The 24,569-nt window shown below is 64.1% G+C and carries 22 protein-coding genes; 12 read left to right on the plus strand and 10 right to left on the minus strand.

The window, feature by feature from the left end; genetic code table 11:
- The first annotated feature begins 6 nt into the window (after positions 1-6).
- From ACUDP5_RS05195 to dnaJ, 3 genes are all read left to right on the plus strand, one after another.
- The gene (locus tag ACUDP5_RS05195) at positions 7-411 is read left to right on the plus strand and encodes a thioredoxin family protein (RefSeq protein WP_263914669.1); all 405 of its coding nucleotides are present in this window, start codon (positions 7-9) and stop codon (positions 409-411) included.
- 81 nt (positions 412-492) lie between these two features.
- The gene (dnaK, locus tag ACUDP5_RS05200; protein WP_263914668.1) at positions 493-2,418 is read left to right on the plus strand and encodes a molecular chaperone DnaK; all 1,926 of its coding nucleotides are present in this window, start codon (positions 493-495) and stop codon (positions 2,416-2,418) included.
- Between the two features lie 109 nt (positions 2,419-2,527).
- Positions 2,528-3,655 (plus strand): molecular chaperone DnaJ, encoded by a 1,128-nt coding sequence (gene dnaJ, locus ACUDP5_RS05205; RefSeq protein WP_263914667.1) that lies wholly within the window; start codon positions 2,528-2,530, stop codon positions 3,653-3,655.
- Between the two features lie 328 nt (positions 3,656-3,983).
- Here the strand turns inward: dnaJ and ACUDP5_RS05210 are convergent, their stop codons facing one another.
- Together ACUDP5_RS05210 and ACUDP5_RS05215 are read right to left on the minus strand one after the other, a co-directional pair.
- Positions 3,984-4,373 carry a DUF4148 domain-containing protein gene (locus ACUDP5_RS05210; protein WP_263914666.1) on the minus strand — a complete coding sequence of 130 codons (390 nt, stop codon included), beginning with the start codon at positions 4,371-4,373 and terminating at the stop codon, positions 3,984-3,986.
- 293 nt (positions 4,374-4,666) lie between these two features.
- On the minus strand, positions 4,667-7,420 hold the full coding sequence (locus tag ACUDP5_RS05215) for a M16 family metallopeptidase (protein ID WP_445658294.1): 2,754 nt from the start codon (positions 7,418-7,420) through the stop codon (positions 4,667-4,669).
- 128 nt (positions 7,421-7,548) lie between these two features.
- Here ACUDP5_RS05215 and ACUDP5_RS05220 point away from each other — a divergent pair, with 128 nt between their 5' ends.
- The 3 genes from ACUDP5_RS05220 to ACUDP5_RS05230 all read left to right on the plus strand — a co-directional run bounded on the left by ACUDP5_RS05220 (position 7,549) and on the right by ACUDP5_RS05230 (position 9,474).
- On the plus strand, positions 7,549-8,148 hold the full coding sequence (locus ACUDP5_RS05220; protein ID WP_445659131.1) for a GNAT family N-acetyltransferase: 600 nt from the start codon (positions 7,549-7,551) through the stop codon (positions 8,146-8,148).
- Positions 8,149-8,442: 294 nt separating this feature from the next.
- A complete protein-coding gene (locus ACUDP5_RS05225) occupies positions 8,443-8,823 on the plus strand; it encodes a hypothetical protein (protein ID WP_263914663.1) in 381 nt (126 codons plus the stop codon).
- A 93-nt stretch (positions 8,824-8,916) separates the two neighbouring features.
- Positions 8,917-9,474: a GNAT family N-acetyltransferase gene (locus ACUDP5_RS05230; RefSeq protein ID WP_263914662.1), complete on the plus strand. Its 558-nt coding sequence runs from the start codon at positions 8,917-8,919 to the stop codon at positions 9,472-9,474.
- A gap of 1 nt (position 9,475) precedes the next feature.
- Here the strand turns inward: ACUDP5_RS05230 and ACUDP5_RS05235 are convergent, their stop codons facing one another.
- Both ACUDP5_RS05235 and ACUDP5_RS05240 read right to left on the minus strand, forming a co-directional pair.
- Complete coding sequence (locus ACUDP5_RS05235; RefSeq protein ID WP_263914661.1) at positions 9,476-10,648, minus strand: hypothetical protein; 1,173 nt, start codon at positions 10,646-10,648, stop codon at positions 9,476-9,478.
- A gap of 25 nt (positions 10,649-10,673) precedes the next feature.
- Positions 10,674-11,555: an AAA family ATPase gene (locus ACUDP5_RS05240; RefSeq protein ID WP_263914660.1), complete on the minus strand. Its 882-nt coding sequence runs from the start codon at positions 11,553-11,555 to the stop codon at positions 10,674-10,676.
- Between the two features lie 178 nt (positions 11,556-11,733).
- On the opposite strand from ACUDP5_RS05240, the gene ACUDP5_RS05245 reads away from it, so the two are divergent.
- A complete protein-coding gene (locus ACUDP5_RS05245; RefSeq protein WP_025136876.1) occupies positions 11,734-12,087 on the plus strand; it encodes a c-type cytochrome in 354 nt (117 codons plus the stop codon).
- Between the two features lie 12 nt (positions 12,088-12,099).
- Positions 12,100-12,462: a c-type cytochrome gene (locus tag ACUDP5_RS05250; protein WP_263914659.1), complete on the plus strand. Its 363-nt coding sequence runs from the start codon at positions 12,100-12,102 to the stop codon at positions 12,460-12,462.
- 76 nt (positions 12,463-12,538) lie between these two features.
- On the opposite strand, the gene ACUDP5_RS05255 is transcribed toward ACUDP5_RS05250, so the two are convergent.
- Positions 12,539-12,964 (minus strand): DUF1841 family protein, encoded by a 426-nt coding sequence (locus tag ACUDP5_RS05255; protein WP_025136878.1) that lies wholly within the window; start codon positions 12,962-12,964, stop codon positions 12,539-12,541.
- Between the two features lie 203 nt (positions 12,965-13,167).
- Between ACUDP5_RS05255 and icd the strand changes: the two genes are divergently transcribed.
- From icd to ACUDP5_RS05275, 4 genes are all read left to right on the plus strand, one after another.
- Positions 13,168-14,424, plus strand: a complete 1,257-nt coding sequence (gene icd, locus ACUDP5_RS05260) for an NADP-dependent isocitrate dehydrogenase (RefSeq protein ID WP_263914658.1) — start codon at positions 13,168-13,170, stop codon at positions 14,422-14,424.
- Between the two features lie 222 nt (positions 14,425-14,646).
- Positions 14,647-15,624, plus strand: a complete 978-nt coding sequence (locus ACUDP5_RS05265; protein ID WP_445658295.1) for a glycosyltransferase family 9 protein — start codon at positions 14,647-14,649, stop codon at positions 15,622-15,624.
- Between the two features lie 144 nt (positions 15,625-15,768).
- Complete coding sequence (locus ACUDP5_RS05270) at positions 15,769-17,040, plus strand: O-antigen ligase family protein (protein ID WP_445658296.1); 1,272 nt, start codon at positions 15,769-15,771, stop codon at positions 17,038-17,040.
- Between the two features lie 234 nt (positions 17,041-17,274).
- Positions 17,275-18,819 carry a methyl-accepting chemotaxis protein gene (locus ACUDP5_RS05275; protein WP_263914655.1) on the plus strand — a complete coding sequence of 515 codons (1,545 nt, stop codon included), beginning with the start codon at positions 17,275-17,277 and terminating at the stop codon, positions 18,817-18,819.
- Here the strand turns inward: ACUDP5_RS05275 and ACUDP5_RS05280 are convergent.
- The 5 genes from ACUDP5_RS05280 to ACUDP5_RS05300 form a co-directional block, all read right to left on the minus strand.
- Positions 18,797-19,699, minus strand: a complete 903-nt coding sequence (locus tag ACUDP5_RS05280; RefSeq protein ID WP_445658297.1) for a 4-hydroxy-tetrahydrodipicolinate synthase family protein — start codon at positions 19,697-19,699, stop codon at positions 18,797-18,799. The genes ACUDP5_RS05275 and ACUDP5_RS05280 overlap by 23 nt on opposite strands.
- A gap of 3 nt (positions 19,700-19,702) precedes the next feature.
- Positions 19,703-20,026 carry a hypothetical protein gene (locus tag ACUDP5_RS05285; protein ID WP_445658298.1) on the minus strand — a complete coding sequence of 108 codons (324 nt, stop codon included), beginning with the start codon at positions 20,024-20,026 and terminating at the stop codon, positions 19,703-19,705.
- A 142-nt stretch (positions 20,027-20,168) separates the two neighbouring features.
- On the minus strand, positions 20,169-20,930 hold the full coding sequence (locus ACUDP5_RS05290) for a TorF family putative porin (protein WP_263914652.1): 762 nt from the start codon (positions 20,928-20,930) through the stop codon (positions 20,169-20,171).
- 102 nt (positions 20,931-21,032) lie between these two features.
- Positions 21,033-21,725: a two-component system response regulator KdpE gene (gene kdpE / locus ACUDP5_RS05295; RefSeq protein WP_263914651.1), complete on the minus strand. Its 693-nt coding sequence runs from the start codon at positions 21,723-21,725 to the stop codon at positions 21,033-21,035.
- 9 nt (positions 21,726-21,734) lie between these two features.
- On the minus strand, positions 21,735-24,521 hold the full coding sequence (locus tag ACUDP5_RS05300) for a sensor histidine kinase KdpD (protein ID WP_263914650.1): 2,787 nt from the start codon (positions 24,519-24,521) through the stop codon (positions 21,735-21,737).
- Positions 24,522-24,569 lie beyond the last annotated feature (48 nt).

Raw genomic sequence — 24,569 nt, forward strand, 5'->3', positions numbered from 1 at the left:
CGAGCCATGAACGATCCCCGTTTCGATCCGGCCCAGGTCTTCGCGGTATTCGGCATGCGTCATGTCGACACCGCAGGATTCGACGGGGCCGTGGTCCAGGCGCCGGGATCGGACCTGCGCTGCGTATTCCTGTGGGGCCAGGATTGCTATAACTGCAATCTCTTCAAGCAGGCGGCCCTGTTGCACCAGGACACCCTGCTGGGCCTGGGTTTGAGCTGGTTCGAGGCTGATGTCTACGCCGACGAACCGCTGGGCCGCCGCTTTTCGCTGCATGGCGTCCCCACTTTTGTGCTGTATCGGGCCGGAAAACGGCTAGGACGCATTACCGGCTGGCCCGGATTGCCCCAGTTCACGGCGGCGATCCGCCGCCTGCAGGAAGCGCCGGCTGAAAATTCAGGCCAGGCGTCTTGAAAAACCCTGCAGGCAGCCCCAGTTATGTGGGGACAGGAAATTTCTCTCTATTTTCATAGATATATTCAAGGTAACCCGACCATGAGCAAAATTATTGGCATCGACCTGGGCACGACCAACAGCTGCGTGGCTGTCATGGACGGCGGTCAGGTCAAGATCATCGAAAACGCCGAAGGCGCCCGTACCACCCCCTCGATCGTCGCCTACATGGACGACGGCGAAACGCTGGTGGGCGCGCCCGCCAAGCGCCAGGCGGTCACCAACCCGCGCAACACCCTGTACGCGGTGAAGCGCCTGATCGGCCGCAAGTTCGAAGAAAAAGCGGTGCAGAAGGACATCAACCTGATGCCCTATACCATCGCCCGCGCCGACAACGGCGACGCCTGGGTGGAAGTGCGCGGCAAGAAGATGGCGCCTCCCCAAGTGTCGGCTGACGTGCTGCGCAAGATGAAGAAGACCGCCGAGGACTACCTGGGCGAGGAAGTGACCGAAGCCGTCATCACGGTGCCGGCCTACTTCAACGACAGCCAGCGCCAGGCCACAAAGGACGCCGGCCGTATCGCCGGCCTGGAAGTCAAGCGCATCATCAACGAGCCCACCGCGGCGGCGTTGGCGTTCGGCCTGGACAAGACCGAGAAGGGCGACCGCAAGATCGCCGTGTATGACCTGGGCGGCGGCACGTTCGACGTGTCCATCATCGAAATCGCCGACGTGGATGGCGAAAAGCAGTTCGAAGTGCTGTCGACCAACGGCGACACCTTCCTGGGCGGCGAAGACTTCGACCAGCGCATCATCGACTACATCATTGCCGAGTTCAAGAAGGAACAAGGCGTTGACCTGTCCAAGGACGTGCTGGCCCTGCAGCGCCTGAAGGAAGCTGCCGAAAAGGCCAAGATCGAGCTGTCCTCGAGCCAGCAGACCGAGATCAACCTGCCGTACATCACGGCCGACGCCTCGGGTCCGAAGCACTTGAACCTGAAGATCACGCGCGCCAAGCTGGAAGCGCTGGTCGAAGAACTGATCGAACGCACGATCGAGCCCTGCCGCGTGGCCATCAAGGACGCTGGCGTGAAGGTTTCCGACATCGATGACGTGATCCTGGTCGGCGGCATGACCCGCATGCCCAAGGTCCAGGAAAAGGTGAAGGAATTCTTCGGCAAGGATCCGCGCAAGGACGTGAACCCCGACGAAGCCGTTGCCGCTGGCGCCGCCATCCAGGGTTCCGTGCTGTCGGGCGACCGCAAGGACGTGCTGCTGCTGGACGTCACTCCCCTGTCCCTGGGCATTGAAACCCTGGGCGGTGTGATGACCAAGATGATCCAGAAGAACACGACCATCCCGACCCGGTTCTCGCAGACCTTCTCGACCGCTGACGACAACCAGCCGGCCGTGACGATCAAGGTGTTCCAGGGCGAGCGCGAAATCGCCGCGGGCAACAAGGCCCTGGGCGAGTTCAACCTCGAAGGGATCCCGCCGTCGCCGCGTGGCATGCCGCAGATCGAAGTCACGTTCGACATCGACGCCAACGGCATCCTGCACGTGTCGGCCAAGGACAAGGGTACCGGCAAGGAAAACAAGATCACCATCAAGGCCAACTCGGGTCTGTCGGAAGACGAGATCCAGCGCATGGTCAAGGATGCCGAGGCCAATGCCGAGGAAGATCACCGCGTGGCCGAGCTGGCCCAGTCGCGCAACCAGGCTGATGCGCTGGTGCACGCCACCCGCAAGTCGCTGACCGAATACGGCGACAAGCTCGAGGCGTCCGAAAAGGAAAGCATCGAAGCCGCCATCAAGGCCCTGGAAGACACGCTGAAGGAAGGCGACAAGGCCGCGATCGACGCCAAGGTGGAAGCCCTGTCGACCGCCTCGCAGAAGCTGGGCGAAAAGATGTACGCCGACATGCAGGCGCAGCAAGCCGCCGGCCAGCAGCAAGCGGCCGACAACGCGAAGCCGGTGGACGACAACGTCGTCGACGCCGACTTCAAGGAAGTCAAGCGCGACCAATAATGGCCGGGCGCTGACCAGCCTCTGCCGCCCGGTAGCCGGAGAAATCCGCCTACCGGGCGAACTCATTCTGTAGCACTGAAAAGAAGGCTCTTTTTTGAGCCCACGGATCATGGCAAAACGCGACTATTACGAAGTCCTGGGCGTGGCGAAAAACGCCTCGGACGACGAACTCAAGAAGGCCTATCGAAAGCTGGCCATGAAATACCATCCGGACCGCAATCCGGACAGCAAAGAAGCCGAAGAGAAGTTCAAGGAAGCCAAGGAAGCCTACGAGGTCCTGGGTGATGAACAGAAGCGCGCCGCTTACGACCGTTACGGCCATGCGGGCGTGGACCCCAATTCCGCCGGCATGGGCGGCGGCATGGGCGGTGGTTTCGCCGATGCCTTCGGCGACATCTTCGGCGAAATCTTTGGCGGCGGGGGCGGTGGCCGTCGCGGCGGTGGCCCGCAGGTGTATCGCGGCGCCGACCTGAAGTACGCGCTGGAAATCACGCTGGAACAGGCTGCGGCCGGTTTCGATACCGAGATCCGCGTGCCCAGCTGGGAAAATTGCGATACCTGCCACGGCTCGGGCGCCAAGGCCGGCACCTCGCCCAAGACCTGCCGCACCTGCGGCGGCTCGGGCGCGGTGCGTATGCAGCAGGGTTTTTTCAGCGTGCAGCAGACTTGCCCGACCTGCCACGGCAATGGCAAGGAAATCACCGACCCGTGTCCCGCCTGCGACGGCGTGGGCCGCATCCGCCGCAACAAGACGCTGCAGGTCAAGATCCCTGCCGGCATCGATGACGGCATGCGTATCCGCTCCAGCGGCAATGGTGAGCCTGGCATCAACGGCGGCCCGCCGGGCGACCTGTACGTGGAAATCCACATCAAGCAGCACAAGATCTTCCAGCGCGATGGCGACGATCTGCACTGCGAGCTGACCATTCCGTTCACCACGGCGGCCCTGGGCGGCGAGCTGCAAGTGCCGACGCTGGGCGGCAAGGCCGAGATCTCGATTCCCGAAGGCACGCAGTCCGGCAAGACCTTCCGCCTGCGTGGCAAGGGCATCCGCGGCGTGCGTGGCAGCTATCCGGGCGATCTGTACTGCCATGTCGTGGTCGAGACGCCGGTGCGCCTGAGCGATGATCAGAAGAACATCCTGCGCCAGTTCGAGGCTTCGCTGAACGACGGGGGCGACCGCCACTCGCCGCAAAGCAAATCCTGGACCGACCGCGTGAAGGAATTCTTCAGCTGAATCGCCTGAGGTGATCGCGCCGCGTGGCGGCGCGCCGCAGCCCAGGACTGGATGGCATCCGGGCTTGGGCTGTTTTCTTTGCAGGCATAAAAAAACCGCGGCTTGCGCCGCGGTTCGTACTGCTGGTACAGCTACTGCTTCCAACACTGCTACTGCGTACTGCTAAGACTTGGTGCTACAGCGACTACATACCGCAACTACGACTTCATACTGCAACGACAGGTACTGCCACTTCTACTGCTACTGCTGACGATCCGCCGCTGTTGCCGGAAAAAACCGACCCCAGGCCATGATGCCGCCTGAGGCCGGCCGGGCTACAGCAAGCAGCTCACCGGGTGATCGGCGGGTATTCGAGTTCGCCGAACGTGTATTGGCCGCTGGCCTTGGCCTGCGCGAGTTCCTGCTGGACGTCGGCGCGCGACTTGGCGCTGGCAGACGTCGCCTTGACGGGCGGGTATTGCAGTTCACCGAAGGTGTATTCGCCGCTGGTCTTGGCTTGTTGCAGCTGGGCTTGCACTTCCTGCGTGCTCAGGCTGGTTGCCTGGGGCAGGGCGGGCGGGTAGTCCAGTTCACCGAAGGTGTATTGGCCGCTGACCTTGGCTTGTTGCAGCTCGGTGGCGACTTGGGCGCTCGACTTGGCTTGCTCGACGCCGGCCGCTTGGGCGCCAGCGCCCACCAGGGCTAGGGAAATCAGCAGGGTAGTTGTCAGGGTTTTCATAATGACCTCCAATTCGTTGTAAACGGGGCCGAATCCGGCGGCCTTCCGTCGTGGTTCGTTGTTTGTTCCCGATGACTGAATTGTGCGCGCCATCCCACCTGGGATAAACCCGTATATCTTGAAAACATCTTTCCAAATAACCGTGTAATCGACAGGTTATGGAAATATCTCCCCGTCAATGGCATGGTCTCTGCCTCGCTGGTCGCCCAGCAGCGGTGGGGACAAGGCGTCCGCCCATGAAAAAGCCCCTGCCGGGGCAGGGGCTCGACTGCCGCTGAGAGCGGCAGGACGCGTCAGGGCGCCTTTTTCTTGAAGTCGCCGGCAACCGCGGTGCTGAAGCCATCCGGGCGCAGGTACTTGCGCAGGGCGGCGTTGACCGTCTCGGGCGTGAGTGCAGAGATCTTCTTGTCCATCTCGGCCGACCATTCGAACGTGCGACCACGTTGCAGGTAGTCCAGCCAGGTGCTGGCCAGCACGTCGTCCTGGGCGCGGGCCAGATTGCGGTAGTTCAGCAATGCGGTAATGCCGTCCGAGATTTCCTTGTCCGTGAAGCCGTCTTTCAGCACCCGGGCGAGTTCTTCGCCGATGGCCTTTTCCAGGCGCTCACGGTTTTGCGGCGCATAGATCGCGTACATGGTCCAGCTGGCGCTGGGCTCGAAGGAGGAAACCGACAGCGAGCTGCGCACGTTGTAGGACAGGCCCTCGGTTTCGCGCACCCGATTCCACAGGCGCGAGGTTTCCGATGCACCGAACAGGTAGTTGGCCAGATACAGCGCCGGGTAGTCGGCGTCGGTATCCTGCAGTTTCAAGGGCATGCGCGAGACATAGAACGCGTTGGCCTTGTCGGGGGTGTCGATGTCGAACTGCCTGGACGGGATTTCGCGGTACGGATTGCCCACACGGGTGTAGGCGGGGGCGCGCTTCCAGCCGGCCAAGCCGTCCTTGATGGCCTTTTCGACGGCTTCGGGTTCAAAATCGCCCACGGCCGAATACTCGATCTTGCCGGCGCCATAGAACTTGGCGTGGAACTTGACGAGTGCATCGCGGTTCAGCGCGCGCACGCCAGCCAGCGATTCTTCGAATGTCGGTACGTAGCGCAGGTCGTTGGCAGGCCACGGGTTGTCCTGGCGGGCCAGGGCGCGTCCGGCCAGGGCTTGGGGCTCTGTCATGGCATTCTGGATCGAGGTTTCGAGCTGGCGCTGGTATTCCTCGAGCTGTTCCTTCGGGAAGTTGGCGTTGCGCACGATGTCCAGCGCCAGGCGGGTCAGTTCGGGCAGGTTTTCGCGCTTGGTCGACATGGCGATCTTGAGCGTGGTGCCCGCGCCGCTGAAGCCCAGTTCGGCTTGCAGCTTGTCCAGGCGGTCCTGGATGTCCTGGCGCGACAGCTTGGCGGTGCCGCGCGTCAGCAGATCGGCCACGGCGCCGGAATTGACGCGTTGGCCGAGCAGGTCTTTCTCGTTGCCGAACTGGATCAGCATCTGGGCTTGCACGCGATTGCCGCGCGTGGCCTTGGGCAAGAGTGCCAATTGGACCGGGCCGTTGGGCAGGTCCAGTTTCTTGCGCTGGGTCAGGCGGTCGATGTTCTGGGGCGTGGGGTCAAAGGCGGAGGCGGCCTTGAAATCGGGATCGCCCTTGTAGTCCTTGAAGACCGCGGTCAGGTCGACGCGTTGCGTCTGCGGTGCGCGTTCAGGCTTCTCGGTGGGGATGTAGCGGCCTTCGATGCGGTTGCTCTGCACCAGGTAGGTCGTGGCGGCCTGCTGCACTTCAGCCAGCGTGGCCTTGCGGGCGCGGTCGCGTTGCAGGAAGAACAGCCGCCAGTCGCCGGCGGCGATGGCTTCGGACAGCGCCACGCCGACCTGTTCAGGGTCGCTGTAGGTCTGTTCCCACGAGGTCAGCCACTTGCTGCGCGCGCGGTCCAGCTCTTGTTGCGTGAAGGGCTTCTTGCCCAACGTTTCCAGCGTGGACGTCAGGGCTTTCATGGCGGCGTCCAGGCTCTTGCCGGGGGTGAGCTGCGCGGCGAACATCGCCAGGCCCGGGTCCAGGTTTTCCATGGTGAAGCCGAACACGCCCGAGGCGAGCTTGGTGGGCACCAGGGCATGGTAGAGGCGGCCCGACGGGGTGTCGGCGAGGATGGTGGCAGCCAGGTCCAGCGGCACGAAGTCGGGGCTGCCGGCGGCAGGGATGTGGTACATCGCGGCGACCAGCGGCGTGCCGCCGGTGCGGCGCAGCGTCACGGCGCGTTCGCCGTCCTGCGCGGGCTCGACGGTGTACTCGGGGGGCAGCTTGCGGTCGGGCTTGGGCAGCTTGCCCAGCGTTTCCTCGATGTCGGCCAGCGTGGCCTGCGGATCGAACTTGCCGGCCACGATCAGCACCGCGTTATCGGGCTGGTAGTACTCGTGGTAGAAGGCGCGCAGTTGGCCGATGTCGACGTTTTCGACGTCGGAACGGGCGCCGATGGTGTTCTTGCCGTAGCTATGCCACTGGAAGGCAGCGGACTGCATCTTCTGCATGAGAATGCGGAACGGGCTGTTTTCGCCGCTCTCCATCTCGTTGCGCACGACGGTCATTTCGGAATCCAGGTCTTCCTTGGCGATCAGGGAATTGACCATGGCGTCGGCCTGCCAGCCCAGGTACCACTTCAGGGTATCGGGGTTGGAGGCAAAGCTGGCGAAGTAGTTGGTGCGGTCACTGGACGTCGAGCCGTTGGCCTGCAGGCCGCGGCGCGAGAACTCGCCCATGGCGTTGCGGGTGGTGGACGTGCCCTTGAACAGCATGTGTTCCAGCAGGTGGGCCATGCCCGTCTGCCCGTAGTTCTCGTTGCGCGAGCCGACCAGGTATGTCATGTTGACGGTGGTCGAGGGCTTGGATTCGTCGGGAACCAGCAAGACGCGCAGGCCGTTGCTCAGGCGGTATTCGGTGATGCCTTCAATCGAGGCGGCCTCCGTGACGCCGGCCGGCAGGCTGGCGGCTCCGGCCTGGAAGGCCAGGAAGGATGAGAACAGCAGCGCGCCCAATGGGCGCGGCAGCTTCGATATGGACAGGCGCATGGCGGACTATTCCTTTGGCATGGCAGAATCCGTTGGAGTGTATACGGTGGGAATGGTTCAGGGCGCGCCTGGCTGCGCCGCTCACCGTGGTATCGGGCTGTTTCACCGGCCCCATCTGGAAATTGCGCATGTCCTTATCACTGGAAATCGAAACCCCCCGGCTGGTGCTACGCCAATGGTTGGCCGCTGATCGCAAGCCGTTCGCCGACATGAATGCGCACGCGCAGGTCACTCGGTATCTGCTGCCCATGACTGCCCGGGAAAGCGATGCCTTGGCTGATCGCCTGGCCGCCGGCATCGATGAACACGGTTGGGGCTTCTGGGCGGTCGAGGCGCCCGGCGTGGCGCCGTTCATCGGTTTCGTGGGCATCAAGGCGTTGGCGCCTTCGTTGCCGTTCGCGCCCGGCGTGGAAATCGGCTGGCGCCTGGCGCGCCCGTTTTGGGGCAAGGGCTACGCCAGTGAGGCTGCGCAAGCCGCGCTGCGAGTGGGATTCGAGCAGGTCGGTCTGTCCGAGATCGTCTCGTTCACCGTGCTGGAGAACGAACGCTCGCGCGCGGTAATGCGGCGTTTGGGCATGGTTCAAGATCCGCTGCAGTTTGCGCATCCGGCCTTGCCGGACGGACATCCCCTGCAGACTCACGTCCTGTACCGGCTTGGCCGCGATGCCTGGCGCGCCCAGCAAAATGGTGACGCGGATACAGCAGGGGCGCCGGTTGCCGCGGCATAAACGGTGCAAAGCCGCGCCAATGTGCAATGTTGCGGTGCAACGTCCTGGCGTGACGGGGCGGATTTGAGGTCCAGCCGGTCGCGGGTGTAAGCTTTCCAGAACGTAGTTGCTGTTGCCGACGGGATGCGCGACAGCCGTCTACAGGCTTCCCGTCCAACGCCAGCCGCCGCCTCGGCGGGCGGTGGGGCCGGTCGTTTCCCGGCTCCCGTCCGTGTTCAGCAGGCGACGACGGTGCTTGTCGTTCGCGCCTTCGCCGCCGGCATCCTGCCGGCGCATCTTTCGGAGGAACGACCCATGCTGACCGAGATCGTCACGCGTGCCTTGTCCCAATTGACCGGTAGCCCCATGAGCGGCGACCGCATCAAAGGACAGTTTCAGTACGCCTATGCCAGTGATGACGGCCAATTCGTGGCCATACTGACCCATGACATGACCACTTACGTGGTGGACCTGAACACCCAGCGCTATTTTGCCGAGTGCGGCGGTTCACCCCGGGGCTTTGCGGGGCATGTGCTCGAGATGGAGGGTGCCGCGGCGCGCCAGCATCCCTGGCCCGCCGCCAACGACCTGTTCGACCTGGATATGGACGCGGATGAGTTGTCCTGGCATCAGTGCCCGGGTGTGCGCGGCATTGCCGACGCCGCCAGCCGATCTGTGGAGAGCCGCGCCGCCTGAGAGTGGCCAGAAGCGGCAGTACCCTCACTGAACCGGCGGGAATCGCCGGTTTTTTTTGTGGTGGCGCGGGCGCGGCTCGCTACAATTTGCGGCATGACTACGCACGCAGACTTTGGCGCCCCGGAAGGCGCCACCCTGGTCGACTGTACGCACGAGCGGCACGCGGACCAGATCCTTGCCATCTTCAACGACGCCATCGCGACGTCGACCGCGTTGTATGACTACAAGCCGCGGCCGCGCGAGGCAATGCTGGGGTGGTTCCAGGCCAAGGCCAACGGCGGGTTTCCGGTGGTGGGGTTCGAGAACGCAGCGGGCGACCTGATGGCCTTTGCCAGCTACGGCACCTTTCGCGCCTGGCCGGCCTACAAGTATTCGGTCGAGCATTCCGTCTACGTCGACGGGCGTTTTCGCGGCCAGGGCCTGGGCGAAGCGATGATGCGCGTCTTGATCGAACGGGCCCGCGCCAATCAGGTGCACCTGATGATCGGCGGCATCGATGCGGCCAACCAGGGCAGCATCCGGTTGCATGAAAAACTGGGTTTCACGCATGCGGGCACCCTCCGCGAAGCGGGCTTCAAGTTCGGTCGCTGGCTGGACCTGGCGTTCTACCAACTGACGCTGGATACGCCGACGCAGCCGGTGGACGGCTGAGCTATTTCGACAGCACCCGCATCGCCTGTTCCAGGCCGGCCACCGTGACGGGGTACATGCGGTCCTGCATGATGTCGCGCATCAGCGCGATGGACTGGCGATACTGCCAGGATGCCGTGGGCTCGGGATTGAGCCAGACGGACTTGGGCCAGGCATCGAGCAGGCGGCGCATCCACTGGGCGCCGGGCTCTTTGTTGTAGTGCTCGACCGAGCCCCCGGGCTGCAGGATCTCGTAGGGGCTCATGGTGGCGTCGCCCACGATGATCAGGCGCCAGTCGGGGTTGTACTTGCGCAGTACGTCCCAGGTATCGAAGCGTTCGTTCTGACGCCGCCGATTGCTCTGCCACAGGCTTTCGTAGGGGCAGTTGTGGAAGTAGTAGACCTCGAGATTGCGGAATTCGCTGCGCGCGGCCGAGAATAGTTCTTCGACGCGGCCGATGTGGTCGTCCATGCTGCCACCGACGTCGAGCAGCATCAGCACTTTCACGGTGTTGTGGCGCTCGGGCACCATGCGCAAGTCCAGGTGGCCGGCGTTGCGCGCAGTACTGGCGATGGTGTCGTCCAGGTCGAGTTCAAGCTCGGCGCCTTGCCGCGCGAAGCGCCGCAGCCGCCGCAGGGCAACCTTGAAATTGCGCGTGCCCAGTTCGACCTGGTCGTCGTAGTCCTTGAACTGGCGCATGTCCCAGACCTTGACCGCGCTGCGGTTGCCGGCCGACTGGCCGCCCACGCGAATGCCTTCGGGGTGATAGCCGCCGTTGCCGAACGGCGATGTGCCGCCGGTGCCGATCCATTTGCTGCCGCCCGCGTGGCGCTCTTTCTGCTCTTGCATGCGTTCTTTGAAGAGCTCCATCAGCTTGTCCCAGCCGTGCTTTTCGATGGCGGCCTTTTCCTCGGGCGACAGGCTCTTCTCGAACTGCTTGATGAGCCAGTCCAGCGGGATGTCCTTGCCGGCCGGCAACGCGGCCTCGATGCCTTTGTAGTAGGCGCCGAAGGCCTTGTCGTAGCGGTCGTAGAGCGATTCGTCCTTGACCAGCGTGGCGCGGGCGAGGAAATAGAAGTCGTCCAGCGTGGGCGTCATCAAGTCCTGGCGCAGCGCATCCACGAGCGTCAGGTATTCCTGCACCGAGACGGGCAACTTGTGGGCCCGCAAGTGGTAGAAGAAGTCGATCAGCATGGACGTGGCCCGAAATGCGCCGCGGCTAGCGGCGCGGTGCGCCGCGCGTCATGGCGGCCAGGCGTTCGAGCAGGTGCACGTCTTGTTCGTTCTTGAGCAAGGCACCGGCCATGAGCGGCACCGCGGTGGCCGTGTGCGCGTCGATCTGCGCGGCGCTGACGTCTTCGGCCAGCAACAGGCGCAGCCAGTCGAGCAGTTCGGAGGTGGACGGCTTTTTCTTCAGGCCGGGGGCATCGCGCAGGCTGAAGAAAGTGTCCAGCGCGGCGCGCAGCACGTCCTGCTTGAGCTCGGGGAAGTGCACACCCACGATCTCGCGCATGGTTTCGCGGTCGGGGAAGCGGATGTAGTGGAAAAAGCAGCGGCGCAGGAAGGCGTCCGGCAGGTCTTTCTCGTTATTGGACGTGATGATGACCAGCGGCCGGTGGCGCGCCGAGATCGTCTGGCGCGTTTCGTACACATGGAACTCCATGCGGTCCAGTTCGCGCAGCAGGTCGTTGGGAAATTCGATGTCGGCTTTGTCGATTTCGTCGATCAGCAGCACCACGGGCTGCTCGGCATCGAAGGCCTGCCACAGCGTGCCCTGCACGATGTAGTTGCGAATGTCTCGGACCTTTTCGTCGCCAAGCTGCGAGTCGCGCAGGCGCGAGACCGCGTCGTACTCGTACAGGCCCTGGTGCGCCTTGGTGGTGGACTTGATGTGCCACTGCAGCAGCGGGCGGCCCAGCGCACGCGCGACTTCCTCGGCCAGCATGGTCTTGCCGGTGCCGGGTTCACCCTTGATCAGCAGCGGCCGCTGCAACGTGAGTGCGGCGTTGACGGCGAGTTTCAGGTCATCGGTGGCAACGTAGCTGTCGGTGCCGTCGAAGCGGACGGGCGGTGCGGAAGGGGCGGTCTGGGCGGCGGACATGGATCGGCGGGCTTCTCGGGGTTGACGGGGATCAAGACCATCTTAAGGTATTAATCCTGAGCAATTATCGTACAATCAGGCGGTTTTGCAGTTGGGTTCGACCCGCAACGTGTTTGCCGGGGGCCTTTTCGTGTGAGCAGGCCCTAGTCCATAAGCCATACCAAGAAGAGCCATCCCAATGAAGTTGCGATTCTCTCTGAAGTGCACGGTTTCCGTGTTGGCCGCAGTGGCATCCTGTGCGATCGCCGGCCAGGCAATTGCTGCAGACGCAGCGCCGGTCGGTAATGTCCAGAACGCCCGCGACAAGGTCTCGATGTGCATCGGTTGCCACGGCATCGAGGGCTACAAGGCGACGTTCCCCGAGCTGTACCACGTTCCGAAGATCGCCGGCCAGAACGCCAAATACATCGAGGCCGCCCTCAACGAGTACAAGAAAGGCGCGCGCAGCCATCCCACGATGGATGCCATTGCCGGCAGCCTGTCCGACCAGGACATCGCCGATCTCGCCGCGTACTACTCGAATCTGAAATAAGGGGGCAACCACATGAACCGCATCATGCTTGCCCTTGCGGGCGCAACGCTGGCCATTTCGGGCGCTGCCGCCCAGGCCCAGGACCTGGCCGCCGGCAAGGCCGTGTTCGACAAATTCAATTGTGCCTCGTGCCATGGCACCGACGCCAAGACCGCGGTGGACCCGGCCTACCCCACGCTGGCCGGCCAGCACGCCGACTACCTGGTGCATGCGCTCAAGGCCTACCGCCGCGGTGCGTCGGGCAGCGCGGCCACGGCCAATGTGCGCAAGAATCCCATCATGGGCGCTTTTGCCACGCAGTTGTCCGACCAGGACATCAGCAACGTTGCCGCCTGGCTGGCCTCGCTGCCCAGCGACCTGGGTGTGCGCAAGTAAGTCGCGCGGCGGGCCATCCAGCAAAAACCCTCGGCTTGCCGAGGGTTTTTGCTTTGGGGGCACAGATTCCGGGGGCTCAGCGCTCGGCGCGCTGGCGGATCAGGTCGATGTAGGTGTCGCTGTCCAGCGGCGTACCCAGGCGCTGTGCTTCCCAGACCACACGGCCCAGGCATTCCATGATCTCGTGCGCGGCCTGGTGGGCATCGCTGCGGGCCACCAGGCGCTGGTAGGCGGCGCGGATGCCTGGCGGATGGTCGATCGACAACTGCTCGGCAATGGCCAGGTGCATCGACAGGTGCAGGAACGGGTTGGTGCGCCCCTTTTCCACGGCGTATTCCGCCGTCATCGCTTCGGGGCTTTCGAGGTCGCCGTGGTATTCGGGATGCTCGATGATCCAGTCCAGGGCCATGGCTTCCAGCGGGGTCAGGACCTCGTTGGCACGGTGCTTGCGCCAGGTTTCGATGAAGAATTCGCGGACTTGGTCGCGGGAGGGGTTGAACATCTGGGGGACGCCATACGGGCTAGAGAGGGCTTTATTTTACCGCCCGCCGCCGTGGCGGCCGCCCGAAGCCGCCAATGCGATATAGAATTGGTTGCTATCCGCCATCCAGTGCGCGTTTCGCCAGGCCGCGCGGCCCGCGGACCGCACGCCAGCCGATGCGGCGCGCGCGTGCAGAAAAACCACCCGGAGCAAATGGAGCATTCATGTCCTATCAACATATCAAGGTGCCCGCTGGGGGCCAGAAGATCACGGTCAACGCTGATTTCTCGCTGAATGTGCCTGAACAGCCCATCGTGCCCTATATCGAGGGTGATGGTACCGGTGCTGACATCACCCCCGTGATGATCAAGGTCGTCGATGCGGCCGTGCAGAAGGCCTACGGCGGCAAGCGCAAGATCCACTGGATGGAAGTCTATGCCGGCGAAAAGGCCACCAAGGTCTACGGCCCCGACGTCTGGCTGCCCGATGAAACCCTGGAAGTCGTCAAAGACTACGTGGTCTCGATCAAGGGCCCGCTCACCACGCCGGTCGGTGGCGGCATCCGTTCGCTGAACGTGGCGCTGCGCCAGCAGCTCGACTTGTACGTCTGCCTGCGCCCGGTGGCGTATTTCAAGGGCGTGCCCTCGCCGGTACGCGAACCCGAAAAGACCAACATGGTCATCTTCCGCGAGAACTCGGAAGACATCTACGCCGGCATCGAATACATGGCCGAGAGCGAGCAGGCCAAGGAGCTGATCCAGTTCCTGCAGACCAAGCTCGGCGTCAAGAAGATCCGTTTCCCCAACACCTCGTCCATCGGTATCAAGCCGGTGTCGCGCGAAGGCACCGAGCGCCTGGTGCGCAAAGCCGCCCAGTACGTCATCGACAACGATCGTACATCGCTGACCCTGGTGCACAAGGGCAACATCATGAAGTTCACCGAAGGTGGCTTCCGCGATTGGGGCTATGCCTTGCTGCAGAAGGAATTCGGTGCGCAACTGATCGATGGCGGCCCGTGGTGCAAGTTCAAGAATCCCAAGACGGGTCGCGAGATCATCGTCAAGGACGTCATCGCCGATGCGTTCCTGCAGCAGATCCTGCTGCGCCCCGCCGAATACGACGTCATCGCCACGCTGAACCTGAACGGCGACTACATCTCCGACGCGCTGGCGGCGCAGGTGGGCGGCATCGGCATCGCCCCGGGCGCCAATCTGTCGGATTCGGTCGCCATGTTCGAGGCCACCCACGGTACGGCGCCCAAGTACGCCGGCAAGGACTACGTCAACCCGGGTTCTGAAATCCTGTCGGCCGAAATGATGTTGCGCCACATGGGCTGGACCGAGGCCGCGGACCTGATCATCTCCAGCATGGAGAAATCGATCCTGTCCAAGAAGGTCACGTACGACTTCGCCCGCCTGCTGGAAGGGGCCACGCAGGTGTCCTGCTCGGGTTTCGGGCAGGTCATGATCGACAACATGTGATCCGAGGCAAGTCCGGCCATTACAGGAAAAACCCGCAAGCCGAATCCGGCCTGCGGGTTTTTTTGAATCGGGCGGACAGCCGTGGCGATTATTGGAAACCTGGTGCCGCTTGGCGATTGATTAAGTTCATATACATCAAATCAATTCAAATTGTTAGTTCAGGGGCAGTATAATTCGTCGCTTCTTCGCGGCGATTCTTCAGTTCCGCTGATTTTCCGAGATATGGCAAAACCTGCTTCCGATATGCCGCCTTACGATGCCCCGGCATGTGTCCGCGGCCTGCGCGACGCCAAGCGGATTGCGCTCTTGATGGCGCCCCGGCTGGGTGACACGCTATTGATGATGACCATGGCGCACAATCTGGTTGCGCACGGGCGCGAGGTCTCCATATTCGGCGATTTTGCTTATGGGCTGCGAAGCTGGTTTCCCGGGTTGGATATTCGTCCCTCGCTCTCGGAGCAGGATGCCGCGGCGGTGCTGGCCGACTACGACTGCGCGGCCCAGATGCATGTGGGTTGGCCTTATGCCTTGCATGCCTATGCGAAGGCCTATTTCTACTATGACGCCCATGTCGTGATTACCGGCAAGGGCTTCGTGAAACTCAATCAGATCAGCGACTTCTGTCGCGATGCCTTGGGCTTGCCCCTGTCTGGCACGGATATCGGATTGAGGCCGCCCGTGGCGGGGCGCCATCGTCACTACGAAACGCGAGTCGCGGTGCATCCGTCCTCCACGGGAGCCCAACGGTGCTGGGCGCCTCGGCATTTCGTTGAACTGGGCCTGCGGCTCAAGCGCCAGGGATACGAGCCGGTGTTCATCCTGGCGCCGCATGAGCGGGCGGAATGGACCTGCCTCACCGACGCCGGCCTGGCGATCCAGCAGTCTCCGTCGTTGTCGGACGTGGCGGCATTCATCCATGAGTGCGGCTGGTTCATCGGCAACGAGTCGGGCATCGGGCATTTGGCATCGAGTGTCGGTGTGCCGACGTTGACTTTGACCGGGCGCCCTACGCGGACCAAGGCTTGGAGACCCGGGTGGGCGATGTCGCGCATTGCGTACCCCGTGTACATTCCCGGCGGCCGCTGGCGTGATCGGTTGTGGCGCGACTGGCTGCGGCCCGGCAGCGTAATGGCAGCCTTTGAGGGCTTGACGCGGGATTATAAAAAATCCATGTCCACATTGAAGCGCGCCCGGTCTTGAGCTGTGCGGATGGATACCAGCTTGCCATGGGTCCAGACTGCGCGTTGATGCCCGTACGGCATATGGCGGTGTCACCGGCGCTCGTCTCTGCGGTTCCAAAATTGTGGCTGACTCCGGTCACGAGCAGCCTAACTGACTCTACCTATGCCTCAAATCTGTCTACGTACCGTAGTGGTATTGGCGCTGTTGGTGCCCGCCTTGGCACTGACCAGCGCAGTGGGTGGCCCAGCCATCATCTATCTGACCTCGGTGATCGCGTTGGTCGTGCTGGTCGTCAATGCCGTCAGGCGAAGCGAACCGTTCGCATTGGGCGAATTGACTCCCATTGCCGCAGCCTTGATGGCACCGGCGGTGGCGATGCTGATCAGCAGTGTCTATCTGGGGATCTGGAGTTCTTCCGAAATCGAAAAACTCCTGCGCTTCGTGCTGGCCGTGCCTGTCTGCTGGGTGTTGTTGCGTGCGCCTCGGAACTGGCTGCAGCAGATTCAGTGGAGCTTGCTTTTTGGCGCCTTCGCTGGGTCAATCATGCTTCTGGTGATTGTTTACACGCCGGGCCTCGGGCGCAATTCCGTTTCCGATTTCGGCGGTCAGTACAACGCCGTGGCCTTCGCCGATCTGACCATGTTTTTCGGACTGGCGTCCTGTCTGACGTTGCCCTGGAAGCTTTCTTCCTGGCCCAGGGTCGAGGCTGGCTTGAAGATCCTCGTCGTGCCGCTGACTATCTATGCGGTGTGGGCTTCGCAAACGAGAAGTAGTTGGGCGCTGCTGGTGGTGTTGGGATTTGTCTGCCTTGCAACCAATCGTCATTGGACGATGCGCATCAAGCTGTTGTTTGTGGTGACCACGGTCGCGCTCCTTGCCGCCGTCGCAGCGGTTTCCTGGTATTCGAAGGAGAGCCGCTGGCGCGTGGTCGTCAGCGATGTCAATAATTATGCACAGGATGAGCGTGATACCTCCGTGGGTATTCGCATCCAGCTTTGGAAGGCATCCTGGCTGATGTTCAAGGAAAGTCCGATCGTCGGTGTTGGCGGATCGAGCTTTCGTGCCGAGTTGGCAAAGTTGGAGGAGCAAGGTGTGGTGACCAAGCTTGTTTCAACGGATTTTGGCGAGCCGCACAACGATATGCTGGCGGCATTGGCAGGTTACGGGGCGCTGGGTCTGTTGAGCATGCTGGCGCTTTACCTGCTCCCCGCTGTTGTGTTCTGGCGGCGCTCGCGCAGCAATGACCCGGCCATACATGTCGGCTCGCAGATCGGCATGCTGTTCTGCCTGGGGTATTTCACCTTCAGCCTGTCCGAGATGATGTTCCGCAACATGCGCAGCGTGCCGATCTATGCGGTGACCGTCGTGGTGTTGTACGCATTGACCTCCGCACGAACCGGCCTGGCGCAGCAGCGCCTGGCGGTGAAACGATAGGCGGGGCCGTAAGGCCCTGTGCTTCAGGAAAAAACAAGGCTTTGCAGCCTTGTTTTTTTTCGTCCGCGCGCGGCGCGTGCAAATGCGATGCGGGCTTGATGTAGATCAAGCGACCTTCCTCTGGTAGGTGAAAACCCTGCCACTCCCCCGTATTCTGACGGCACTCAATATATAAACCGTCACATTCTGCTGCCTTTGGTTATTAGGCGCGGAGGGACCTGAAGAAGAGGGGCTATGAGTAATTCAAGCTTGCGTCGAGAGCTGCTGTGGTTCGTATTCGCCATCGGCGCAGCCGTGTTGGCGTTGGGCGCCTGGGACGCGTGGGAGCGGCGCGCCGAAATGTTGGCCGAGCGCAAGACGGAACTGCGGCATGTGCTGGATCTGGCTGCGAGCATCGTGCAGAACGGCAAGCAGCGCGCGGTCGACGAGGGATTGACTGCGACGCAGGCCAAGCGCAACGTCGCGCAGCGGCTGGCCCAGCTGCGTTATGGCGCGGATGGCTATGTCGGCGTGTTTGACGATGGCTATGCCCTGCTGGTGCACCCCGACGCGAAGCTGGTGGGCACCAATGTCCGCGCCATCAAGGACAGCGACGGTGCGCCGATATTCGAGAACCTCTACGCCCAAGGCAAAGACGGTGGCGGCTTCGTGGAATATCGTTTTCCGAGGCCGGGTGCCGACGATGCGTTGCCCAAGATCAGCTACGCGGCCTACGACAAGGAGTGGGGCTGGCTGATATTCACCGGCCTGTACGTCGACGACGTCGATGCGGCCTTCTTCAAGACGCTTTGGCGCCAGGGCACCGTGACGCTGGTGCTGCTCGCACTGTTGCTGGCGGCGGCCTTGCGGTTCTTCCGCTCGCATATCATCCGGCCGCTGGACGAGGCCGTGGCGGTATGCGAACGCGTGGCGCAAGGCGACCTGTCCAGCATCATTTCGCGCCATCACCGTGGCGAGATCGGGCGGCTGTTCGACGCCATGGCGTTGATGCAGGAACGCCTGGACGTGGCGGTACGCAGTATCGTGCATTCGACCGGATCGATCGCGGCGGCGTCGCGCCAGATCGCGGCAGGCAGCATGGACCTGCACGACCGTACCGAGAAGCAGGCCGCCGCGCTGGAGCAGACTGCGGCCAGCGTCGAACAGATCACGGCGACCGCCAGGCAAAGCGCCGACCATGTGCGCGAAGTCAGCGCATTGGCGGGTGAGTCGGCGCAACGGGCGCGCCAGGGCAGCGAAGAAACCCAGCATGCGATCGACGCAATGCGTGAAATCTCGCAGAGCTCGCAGCGCATCGACGAGATCATTCGCCTGATCGACGAAATTGCGTTCCAGACCAATATCCTGGCGCTGAACGCCGCCGTCGAGGCGGCCCGGGCCGGTGAGCAGGGCCGCGGCTTTGCCGTGGTGGCGGGCGAGGTGCGCGCGCTCGCGCAGCGCTCGGCCACCGCCGCCAAGGAAATCAAGACGCTGATCGAGGCGTCGTCCGACTCGGTATCGCGCGGCAGCCTGCGGGTGGAGCAGGCCAGCGCCACCATGAGCAGCGTGCTGGAATCGGCCGCCACCAGTGCGCCGCTGATGGGCGAGATTGCCACGGCATCGGCCGAGCAGAGCGTGGGCATCGAGCAGATCAACCAGGCGGTCACGCATCTGGATAGCGTGACGCAGCAGAATGCCGCGCTGGTCGAGGAGTTTGCGGCGTCGGCCGCCACCTTGCACGATCAGGCCGATGACCTGGCGCGCGCGGTGGCGGTGTTCAGGCTGTCTGCAGCCTACTAGGCGAGCCCTGCACCACGCTCATGGCGCGTTGCAGGCGGGGCGTGAGTTCGCGGGTTGCGCTGGTCATGGGCAAGCGCAGTTCGTCGGCAATCAGCCCCTGCAGGGCCAGCGCTCGCTTGATGGGCGCGGGGTTGGGCTCGGCGAACAACAGCCGGATCAGGCCGCGCAGCGGCTCGAACAGTTCGCGTGCGGCTTCGGCATGGCCGTCGCGAGCCAGTTGCATGACTTCGACGAAGCGCTCCGGGAACAGGTGCGCCGCCGCGGGAATCGCGCCGCGGCCGCCTGCCAGGAAATGATCCAGCAGGGCCTGGTCTTCGCCGCAGAGGGCATTGAGGTGACCGCGCGCGTTCAGCGCCATGAGCACGGGCGGATTGCATTCCTTGACCGCGCTGAAGTTGGGCAGCAAGGCCAGGGCCTCCATGGTTTCGACCGTCATGGTGACGCCCGCGCGCTTGGGGATGTTGTACAGGATGATGGGGCGCTGGGTGGCCCACGCGATCTGCCGGTAATGCCACAGGATGCCCTGCTGCGAAGGACCCAGATAATAGGGGGGCGGCACGAGATAGCCGGCCGGTTCATATTTGTCCAGGCGGCGGATCGCAGCGGCCACGCCGCGCGTGTCGACGCCACCCGCGCCGAACACCAGCGGCAGGGCGTGCGGATCTTGTCGGATGGCCTCGATCATGTCGATTTTTTCTGGAATGGCCAACAGATTGCCTTCGCCGGTCGATCCGAACAGCACCAGGCCCGCGATGCCGGCGTTGCGGTAGTAGCGCGCCAGCGCCTGGGCTGCCTCGCAATCCACGTAGCCGCCGCGCATGGGCGTGACCATCGGCAGCCAGAGGCCTTCGAAAGAGGCGGTTTGCACGGGAGCGTCCATGGCTTACTGCACCGTGATGGCAGCGGCGCGGCGCAGCGGGCCGAATTCCGCCTGGGGCAGGCCGCACATCACCGCGTGCATCAAGGCGTCGACCTGGTCCTGGGTGCAGTGCAATTGCAGCACGCTCTGGCCGTGCGCATGGTCCACCGAGAGCACATAGACGCCGATGCGTTCGCCCAGTTCACGGTGCAGGGCCAGCCGCACCTTCAAGGCGTCCAGCGTGTCGATCCGGACGGTCAACGAGACCATCTCGGGGGCATTCGGCGCCTGGGAAGGGGCCGGACGATCAAAGGAGGCGGGCCTGCTGCGTTCTTGTTGGGGGATCATGGCGTTTGCGGGGCGGCGCCGTCGGGGCGGCGTACCGCGTATCCGGTTGGTTGATGACGGTTCCACTATAGAAAGCGGACCATAAAACCTGCCGATAAATACGGGCGCGGCGCGTAAAAAGCGCGTCAACGCCCGGCCCGGCTCAGAAGGTCTTGGTGATGGACAGCAGCCCCGTGGCACGGCCCATATAGCGGCCGTGGCTGTTGGTGTAGACGGCGCGGTCGGCATTCGTGTCCAGGTAGGCGACGGAGACCGCCAGGCCCTGGCCGAAGTCCTTGGTCAGCCCCAGCTTCCAATCGGTGTACGAACCGTCATTGACGTTGCGCACCGTCTGGCGGCCGACGTGGGCGTTGACGCTCAAGCCCCAGATGCCGGTGTCGAAGTTGCCCGTCAGGTCGAAGTACTGGCTGTACTTGCTGTCGGCGAACCCGAACAGGTTGGTCACGGCGACGGAATATTTGAACATGACCGGGCCATAGCCCAGGCCGGCATACAGCTCGGTGGTGTCGGGGCTGGTGAAACCCGACGGGTAGTCGCCGGGATAGTAGTACTGCAGCACGCCCAGGTCGAAGGGCACGTCTTGCGCCAGGTTGCCCTTGTAGCCGCCGTAGAAATCCATTTCCACGGGGGCGGACACGTCATGGTTGCTGTCGCCCAGCCAGCTGATGCTGGAGTTCCAGTTGCCCAGGTACAGGCCGCTGGCGTGGGTGAAATCGAAGCCGCCCTGGATGGCGGGCTTGTTGTTGGTCTGCATCAGGCCGCGGTAGCGATACTGGCTGGCCAGGGTGACGTTGGCGGTCAGCGAATACTCGGGGGCCGGTTCGCTGGCGCCGGGGGCATCGGCAGCGCAAGCAGGGGCGGCAAGGGCCAGCAGTGCGAGCGCGGCCAGGGTGTTGCGGGGCATGGACTTCTCCTGTGTTGGACGGGATCGCCACAATAGGAGAAGCGGCATAAACGGCGAGACAAGACTGCTGCGCCCCGCGTAAAAGGCGTGTCAATGCGAGGCTTATCCCGCGAAGCGGTAGCCCACGCCAATCTCGGTCAGCAGATACACGGGTTGTGCGGGGTCCGCTTCCAGCTTCTGGCGCAGATGGCCCATGTAGATCCGCAGGTAATGGTTGCTTTCCACATGTGAAGGGCCCCAGACCTCGCGCAGCAGCTCGCGGTGCGTCATGACCTTGCCACGGTGCGCCAGCAGGGCGGCCAGCAGGCGGTATTCCATGGCGGTCAGGTGCACGTGCTGGCCCGCGCGCTCGACCACGCGCTTGGCGAAATCCACGCGCACCTCGCCGAAGGTGATTTCGGCGGCGCTGCCGGCGCCGCCGCGGGCATGGCGCCGCAGCAGCACGCGCAGCCGCGCCAGCAGTTCGCTGACGCCGAACGGCTTGGTCAGGTAGTCGTCGGCGCCCGCATCCAGCGCCGCCACCTTGTCGGCTTCGGCAGTGCGGGCGGACAGCACCAGTACGGGCACTTCGGTCCAGCCGCGCAGTTCGCGGATCAAGGTCATGCCGTCTTCGTCGGGCAGGCCCAGGTCCAGCACCACGGCGTCAGGCTGGCGCGTGCCCGCCTCGATCAGGCCGCGCTTGACCGTGTCGGCCTCATAGACGGCGCAGCCCTCGCTTTCCAGGGCCTGGCGCACGAAGCGGCGGATATTGGCGTCGTCTTCGATGATGAGGACGGTAGGCTGAAAGTCGAACATACGGCGGGCTCAGGCGATTTCGGGTTGGATCGGGGGCGGCGTGCCCAGCGGCAGCGTGAAGACGAACTGTGCGCCGGACGGCTGGCCAGGTGCATGCTCGACCCAGATGCGGCCGTGGTGGGCGGTGACGATGGCTTCGCACACGGCCAGGCCCAGGCCGACGCCGGGGGTGGCCGACTCGCGCTCGCCGCGGGTGAATTTCTCGAAGATGCGGCGTTCGGCGCCGGGCGCGACGCCGGGGCCGTTGTCGCAGACGGCGACGCGCAGTTCACCGTCCTGCGCCATGGCGTGCACGCGGATGGTGCTGCCGGCCGGGGTGTATTTGGCGGCGTTTTCCAGCAGGTTGCACAGCACCCGTTCGATCAGCACGCCGTCGCACTCGACCAGCGGCAGGCCCGACAGGCTGTCGACCGATACGCGATGGGCGGCCAGCGCCTCGCGCATGGCCGCCAGGGATGCGCCCACCAATTCTTCGATCGACTGCCATTCCGGCCGCAGCGGTGTGTCGCGGCTTTGCAGGCGGGCCATGTCCAGCAGATTGGCAACCAGGGCATGCATGCGCTGGGCCTGGTCGCGCATGGCGCGGATGGTGTCCTGGATGTCGTCGGGCAGCGAGGCCTGGCGGCGCATCAGCGTGTCGGTCATGCCGACCAGGCTGGTCAGTGGCGTGCGCAGGTCATGCGATACCGCCGCCAGCAGGGAATTGCGCAGTTTTTCGGATTCCATGCTCACCAGGGCCTGCTGCGCCACTTCGACGTAGTGCAGGCGTTCCAGCGCGATGGCAATGAGGGTGGCGTAGGCCTCGATCTGGCGACGTGAATCGGGATTCGAGAACAGGCTGCGGCGTGGCGCGGCCAGGGCCAGCACGCCGCGGGTGCGCATCGGGGCCTTCAGGGGCAGGTACAGCAGGTCGCTGTTGGACAGCGTGGCGGTACCGGCGCCGGCGGGCTGGCCGTGGTCGTAGACCCATTGGGCCAGCGCCGATTCCAGGGGCGGCATGTCGTCGGCGGCAGGCGAGGCCAGTTTCAGGCGGTCGTCCAACCCCAGGATGTAGAGCGCGCAGCGCGAGCCGAAGGTGGCGTGGACGAAGGCGCCTGCGGACGCGACGATCTGCTCGGGCAGCAGTGCCGACGATAGTTCGCGCGCGAATTCATACAGGCTGCGGGCGTCGGCTTCGCGCTTGACCGAGGCTTGCGCCTGCAGGCGCAGGCCGGCCGTGAGCTGGCCGATGAGCAGCCCCACGGCCAGCAGCACGCCGAAGGTCAGCAGGTATTGCACGTCCGACACCGCGAAGGAGGCCAGCGGCTGGACGAAGAAGAAGTCGAACAGGCCTACGCTGACGACGGAAGCCAGCGCCGCCGGCCCTCGCCCGTGCCGCAGCGCCACCGCCACCACCGCCAGCAGGAACAGCATCACGATGTTGGTCTGGTGCAGGGCCGGAAATGCCAATGCCGACAGCGCGGTGGCGGCGGCGCAATAGCACAGTGCCCAGGCGTAGCCGGTCCAGGGCGGCGAGCCGCGTTCGTCCACCGACTGGCGTTGACGGCGGCCCAGCGTCAGCGGATCGCGTCCGGGGGCGGTGGCCGCCGGCAGGGGCGGCGCGCCGAGTCGGATGATGTCGATTTCAGGGCAGCCGGCAGCCAGCATGTCGGCGAAGCTGTGACGGCGCCACAGCCAGCCGGGGCTGAGGGCCGCATTCAGCAGGGCGGACAGCGACAGCCGCAGACGCTGCAGGCCGCTGGCGCGGGTGCGCCCGACGATGGCCTTGGTGATGTTGTGGCGGCGCACGTAGCGCACCACGGCATCGACCATGTCGCCGCCTGCCAGCGTCTCGCTGCGCGCGCCCAGCGAGTCGGCCAGCGCCAGGCTGCGCTGCAGCCGCTCCTGTTCCGCTTGCGGCGGGGGCGCCGCGCGCGGCACGTCGATGGTGACGACGTGCAGGTCGCATTCCAGCTGCTGGCTCAGGCGGTGCGCGCTGCGGATGACGTATTCCGCATCGCCATCGGCGCCGATGCAGGCAACCACGGCTTCGCGCGTGCGCCAGACCGGTTCGATGGCGCGGTCGCGGCGATAGGCCTGGACGTCATCGTCAACATGGTCGGCCGTGCGGCGCAGCGCCAGCTCGCGCAGCGCGATCAGGTTGCCCTTGCGGAAGAAATTGCGGGTGGCATGGCGCGCCTGCTCGGGCAGGTAGACCTTGCCTTCCTTCAGGCGGCGCAGCAGTTCGTCGGCCGACAGGTCCACCAGGATGACTTCGTCGGCGGCGTCGAAGACTTCGTCGGGTACGGTTTCCCAGACCCGCACGCCGGTGATGCTGCCGACGGCCTCGTTCAGGCTGTCCAGGTGCTGTACGTTCAGCGTGGTCCAGACGTCGATGCCGGCAGCCAGCAGTTCCTGGATGTCCTGCCAGCGTTTGGCGTGACGCGAGCCGGGCGCGTTGGAATGCGCCAGTTCGTCGACCAGCACCAGGTCGGGGTGCGCTGCCAGCGCGCCGTCCAGGTCGAATTCCTTGAGCGAGTGGCCGCGATACGAGACGTCTTTCAGGGGCAGCACCGTCAGCCCGTCGAGCAGGGCGGCGGTTTCGCGCCGCCCATGCGTTTCGACGATGCCGGCCAGCACCCGGGCCCCTTGCGCGGCATGGGCGCGGGCGGCAACGAGCATGGCGTAGGTCTTGCCCACGCCCGCCGATGACCCGAAGTAGACCCGCAACTTGCCGCGCACCGCCTGGCGCGCGGCGTCGTCTAGGGTTTTCAGGAGCGCGTCCGGATCGGGACGCTCGCCAGCATTGTCAGCCATGGACGCGCAGGTGAAGGGTGGGAACGGCTGGCAATACTATACGCCCGC

This window comes from Achromobacter sp. NCFB-sbj8-Ac1-l (assembly GCF_052695805.1).

Excerpts from the sequence above, each read along its gene's own strand:
- ACUDP5_RS05270 (WP_445658296.1), top strand. The coding sequence starts at position 15,769 with ATGCCTCAAATCTGTCTACGTACCGTAGTGGTATTGGCGCTGTTGGTG.
- ACUDP5_RS05210 (WP_263914666.1), bottom strand. The coding sequence starts at position 4,373 with ATGAAAACCCTGACAACTACCCTGCTGATTTCCCTAGCCCTGGTGGGC.
- dnaJ (WP_263914667.1), top strand. The coding sequence starts at position 2,528 with ATGGCAAAACGCGACTATTACGAAGTCCTGGGCGTGGCGAAAAACGCC.
- ACUDP5_RS05225 (WP_263914663.1), top strand. The coding sequence starts at position 8,443 with ATGCTGACCGAGATCGTCACGCGTGCCTTGTCCCAATTGACCGGTAGC.
- ACUDP5_RS05300 (WP_263914650.1), bottom strand. The coding sequence starts at position 24,521 with ATGGCTGACAATGCTGGCGAGCGTCCCGATCCGGACGCGCTCCTGAAA.
- ACUDP5_RS05285 (WP_445658298.1), bottom strand. The coding sequence starts at position 20,026 with ATGATCCCCCAACAAGAACGCAGCAGGCCCGCCTCCTTTGATCGTCCG.
- ACUDP5_RS05195 (WP_263914669.1), top strand. The coding sequence starts at position 7 with ATGAACGATCCCCGTTTCGATCCGGCCCAGGTCTTCGCGGTATTCGGC.
- ACUDP5_RS05245 (WP_025136876.1), top strand. The coding sequence starts at position 11,734 with ATGAAGTTGCGATTCTCTCTGAAGTGCACGGTTTCCGTGTTGGCCGCA.
- ACUDP5_RS05280 (WP_445658297.1), bottom strand. The coding sequence starts at position 19,699 with ATGGACGCTCCCGTGCAAACCGCCTCTTTCGAAGGCCTCTGGCTGCCG.
- ACUDP5_RS05230 (WP_263914662.1), top strand. The coding sequence starts at position 8,917 with ATGACTACGCACGCAGACTTTGGCGCCCCGGAAGGCGCCACCCTGGTC.
- ACUDP5_RS05290 (WP_263914652.1), bottom strand. The coding sequence starts at position 20,930 with ATGCCCCGCAACACCCTGGCCGCGCTCGCACTGCTGGCCCTTGCCGCC.
- ACUDP5_RS05235 (WP_263914661.1), bottom strand. The coding sequence starts at position 10,648 with ATGCTGATCGACTTCTTCTACCACTTGCGGGCCCACAAGTTGCCCGTC.
- kdpE (WP_263914651.1), bottom strand. The coding sequence starts at position 21,725 with ATGTTCGACTTTCAGCCTACCGTCCTCATCATCGAAGACGACGCCAAT.
- ACUDP5_RS05240 (WP_263914660.1), bottom strand. The coding sequence starts at position 11,555 with ATGTCCGCCGCCCAGACCGCCCCTTCCGCACCGCCCGTCCGCTTCGAC.
- dnaK (WP_263914668.1), top strand. The coding sequence starts at position 493 with ATGAGCAAAATTATTGGCATCGACCTGGGCACGACCAACAGCTGCGTG.
- ACUDP5_RS05220 (WP_445659131.1), top strand. The coding sequence starts at position 7,549 with ATGTCCTTATCACTGGAAATCGAAACCCCCCGGCTGGTGCTACGCCAA.
- icd (WP_263914658.1), top strand. The coding sequence starts at position 13,168 with ATGTCCTATCAACATATCAAGGTGCCCGCTGGGGGCCAGAAGATCACG.
- ACUDP5_RS05215 (WP_445658294.1), bottom strand. The coding sequence starts at position 7,420 with ATGCGCCTGTCCATATCGAAGCTGCCGCGCCCATTGGGCGCGCTGCTG.
- ACUDP5_RS05250 (WP_263914659.1), top strand. The coding sequence starts at position 12,100 with ATGAACCGCATCATGCTTGCCCTTGCGGGCGCAACGCTGGCCATTTCG.
- ACUDP5_RS05275 (WP_263914655.1), top strand. The coding sequence starts at position 17,275 with ATGAGTAATTCAAGCTTGCGTCGAGAGCTGCTGTGGTTCGTATTCGCC.
- ACUDP5_RS05255 (WP_025136878.1), bottom strand. The coding sequence starts at position 12,964 with ATGTTCAACCCCTCCCGCGACCAAGTCCGCGAATTCTTCATCGAAACC.
- ACUDP5_RS05265 (WP_445658295.1), top strand. The coding sequence starts at position 14,647 with ATGGCAAAACCTGCTTCCGATATGCCGCCTTACGATGCCCCGGCATGT.